3 protein-coding genes are annotated in these 3080 nt (G+C 40.9%); 1 reads left to right on the top strand and 2 read right to left on the bottom strand.

Annotated features, from left to right (window positions below; genetic code table 11):
- Positions 1-507 precede the first annotated feature (507 nt).
- The gene (gene ilvN, locus IQ229_RS20960; RefSeq protein WP_069069184.1) at positions 508-1026 is read right to left on the bottom strand and encodes an acetolactate synthase small subunit; all 519 of its coding nucleotides are present in this window, start codon (positions 1024-1026) and stop codon (positions 508-510) included.
- 267 nt (positions 1027-1293) lie between these two features.
- On the opposite strand from ilvN, the gene IQ229_RS20955 reads away from it, so the two are divergent.
- Positions 1294-1659 carry a BON domain-containing protein gene (locus tag IQ229_RS20955; protein ID WP_194047029.1) on the top strand — a complete coding sequence of 122 codons (366 nt, stop codon included), beginning with the start codon at positions 1294-1296 and terminating at the stop codon, positions 1657-1659.
- Between the two features lie 183 nt (positions 1660-1842).
- Here IQ229_RS20955 and cax read toward each other — a convergent pair whose 3' ends face one another.
- Entirely contained in the window at positions 1843-2964 is a 1122-nt protein-coding gene (gene cax / locus IQ229_RS20950) for a calcium/proton exchanger (protein WP_228013619.1), read from the bottom strand.
- Positions 2965-3080: the final 116 nt, after the last annotated feature.

Below are 3080 nucleotides of genomic sequence, written 5' to 3'. Positions count from 1 at the left end.
ATATTTATACAGCATTAAATAAGGTATATAAAATTTAATTTCTGGCAGTTTTAACTAAAAAAATACAACAGCAAATTCGGTTTTTTACTCCTAGACTCCTAATACTTTAAAGGTAGATAGCCTATCCGAAAAGTGTTTCTGAGGAGTAAAAAATGGAAGAGCAATATACTAATATTTAATTTTATGTTATTACAATTTTGGCAAATTTTGTTTAAAAAATCTCAGTTTTCCTCCCATTCAACGGTTGATTTACGCCAATGTCACGATGATGGATGAATATCTGTCAGGGATAATGTATGTCATTTATGGTAACGTATCACCAAAAAAAGCGATGCCTACTGCAACCCGCTCGCGTAGCGTCTCCGACAGGAGAAGCGGGAACGCTAAAATTGAAGGGTAGTTGGATATTTATTTTTTTTCTACTCTTTAAGCAGAAGTCATAGTAACAATTGCCACTATGACTTCTGCTGCGGTTAAGTATTTCTGAGTTTTGATTTAAATCCGCAACTAAACCTTTGCTTCCAAAGATTTGAGTAACTCGGTATTCACACCTGATTCACGAGTCAGGGCAATTTTGCCAGTGCGGGCAATTTCTTTCAAACCAAATTTTTGTAATACTTGCACGATCGCTACCATTTTACCTGGATCTCCCACAACTTCTAAGGTGAGAGAATCTTCCGCCACATCCACGACTCGCGCCCGGAAAATCTGAGACAATTCGATTACTTCTGAGCGATTGCTGCTACTAGCATTCACCTTCAAAAGCATCAATTCCCTTTCTACACAAGGGGTTTCGGTAATATCCTGGACTTTTAGGACATTGACTAACTTATACAGTTGTTTGGTGAGTTGCTCGATCACGCGATCATCGCCAGGGACAACCATTGTAATTCGGGAGACTCCTCCTTGTTCAGCAGGGCCAACAGCAAGGCTTTCAATATTAAAGCCGCGACGCGCAAATAAACCAGAAATGCGGGAAAGAACACCCGCCTCATCTTCTACGAGAACTGAAAGGGTATGTTTCATCTTCGCCAACAGAGGCTAGAGCAGGAATTGAGTAACGCAGACACTAGCTAAGGGCAACGCTAGACCTACTACCGCACTAAATTTTCAGTGCGACCTCCTATTGTAAACTTAAGCGTTGCACTCATTGCATTCTCTATCGAGAAATTGTCTAGAAATCATACTGCAAGCAAGAATTTCATTGAATATATCTTTTTATTGGCAGATGCAGCATTTGTTGTAAATCTTTTATACTCAGATTTTATAAGCCTCTAATAGGAGAAAAGTTTTATGGGTTGGTTAAAAAGATTGTTTGGAATGGAAAAACCTGAAAATGCAGAAGTAAATCCCGCTGCACAGGCTGTACAGCAAGCTCCCAGTGCTAATATTGCTACTGCTACGCAACCGATACCCCCAGAACGGCTGGGATTAAGCGGAGAATATGACCAAAGTGGTTTAGCGAAGCGGGTAGCGTTGGCATTCGATCAAGACCCCCAACTCGACGATGTTAATACCCTTTGGGTGGCTCAGACGGGTAGCACTGTGGTGTTGAAAGGTAAAGTCCCCAGTCAAGAAATTCTCAATAAGATGGTTTCTGTGGCGCGTTCTGTGAATGGTACTACAGATGTTGACACTAACCAAGCGACGATTGGCTAGTTAAGCTAAAACACATCTAAATTACATAATCACCCGTGAATGTCGTCCTTTGTCCTTAGTCATTAGTCATTTGTATTTACAAAGGACAAGGGACAAATGACTAATGACAGTCTCCACCAGATAATGTGCAACTTGAATGCACACCAGCTTAACGGCATAACAGCGCCATTGCCCAATTAGCACTCAAACTGGATGGAAGTAGAAGGCAGCACCCAGTACAGCATAGGTTGCTAGCAGCAACATCCCCTCTAACCAGTTAGAGCGGCCATCCAAACTAATTAAGTTGGCAATGACGACTGCAATGATCACTGCAACAACCTCAAACAAGTTAAAGTTTAAATCCATTGGTTGTCCAATTACCTGCCCAACTAGCACAAGGAGCGGCGCAACCAACAAAGCAACTAGTAGACTCGATCCCATTGCTACAGATACTGCCAAATCCATATTGTTCTTAATCGCTACTCGGACAGCAGTTACATATTCGGCTGCACCTCCAACTAGTGGTAACAAAATTACTCCGGTAAACAAAGGTGTCAATCCTAGTCCTTTTGTTGCCTCTTCAACTGCACCGACAAAAATCTCAGACACGAACGCTATACCAATTGTTGCCACAAGCAAAACACCAACCCAAAGGCTCAAGTTTGGCTTTGAATGTTTATCTTGCTCTGTGGTGGCCTCCTCTTCAGAAACACCTTCTAGTTCTACAACCCCAACATCGTAGAGGTAGCTGTGAGTCTTCAAGGAGAATAACAGCGTAAAACCATAAACTACAATTAAAATGACTGCTACAAAAATCGACAGATTAGTAATAGCGCTTTGCTCGACGACATTAGATGTAGTGATCACCATTGCAGGCACTACAATTGCAGTTACTGCTAGTGTCATTGTCGAGCCATTGACTCGCGCTGCCATTGGCTGAAAAGTCTGCTCCTTATAGCGTAACCCTCCTAACAACATAGATAGCCCCATTACCAGCAGTAAATTACTGATAATTGTCCCAGTAATGCTAGCTTTAACAATATCTACCAAGCCTGCTTTGAGAGCTACTAAAGCAATAATTAGCTCAGTTGCATTACCGAAGACTGCATTTAACAAGCCTCCTATAGAAGGGCCTAAAACTACAGCAATTTCTTCTGTCGCCTGACTCAGCCAAACTGCTAACGGAATAATTGCAACTGCTGAAAGTCCAAATACTATTAATGCATCCCATTCTAATTTTTCTGCCACAATGGCAATAGGAACGAAAACTAGCAAACCTATTGAAATTAGGTTTTTAGTTTGTATATTTTTGAGTGCGGTTGGCATGAGTATATAAATCTAGTAATGATAACAATCGTTTAGTTCATTGAAATAATTGCACAATAGAAGCAATTTTCCTTGTCTGTAACACTTTCTAAAGAACTTACAGTAGATAAATTTCC

It is taken from the genome of Nostoc cf. edaphicum LEGE 07299 (assembly GCF_015207245.1).
Classification (GTDB): Bacteria; Cyanobacteriota; Cyanobacteriia; order Cyanobacteriales; family Nostocaceae; genus Nostoc; species Nostoc edaphicum_B.
Note: the sequence above shows the minus strand (reverse complement) of the source record. Positions and strands in the feature narration are given on the sequence as shown.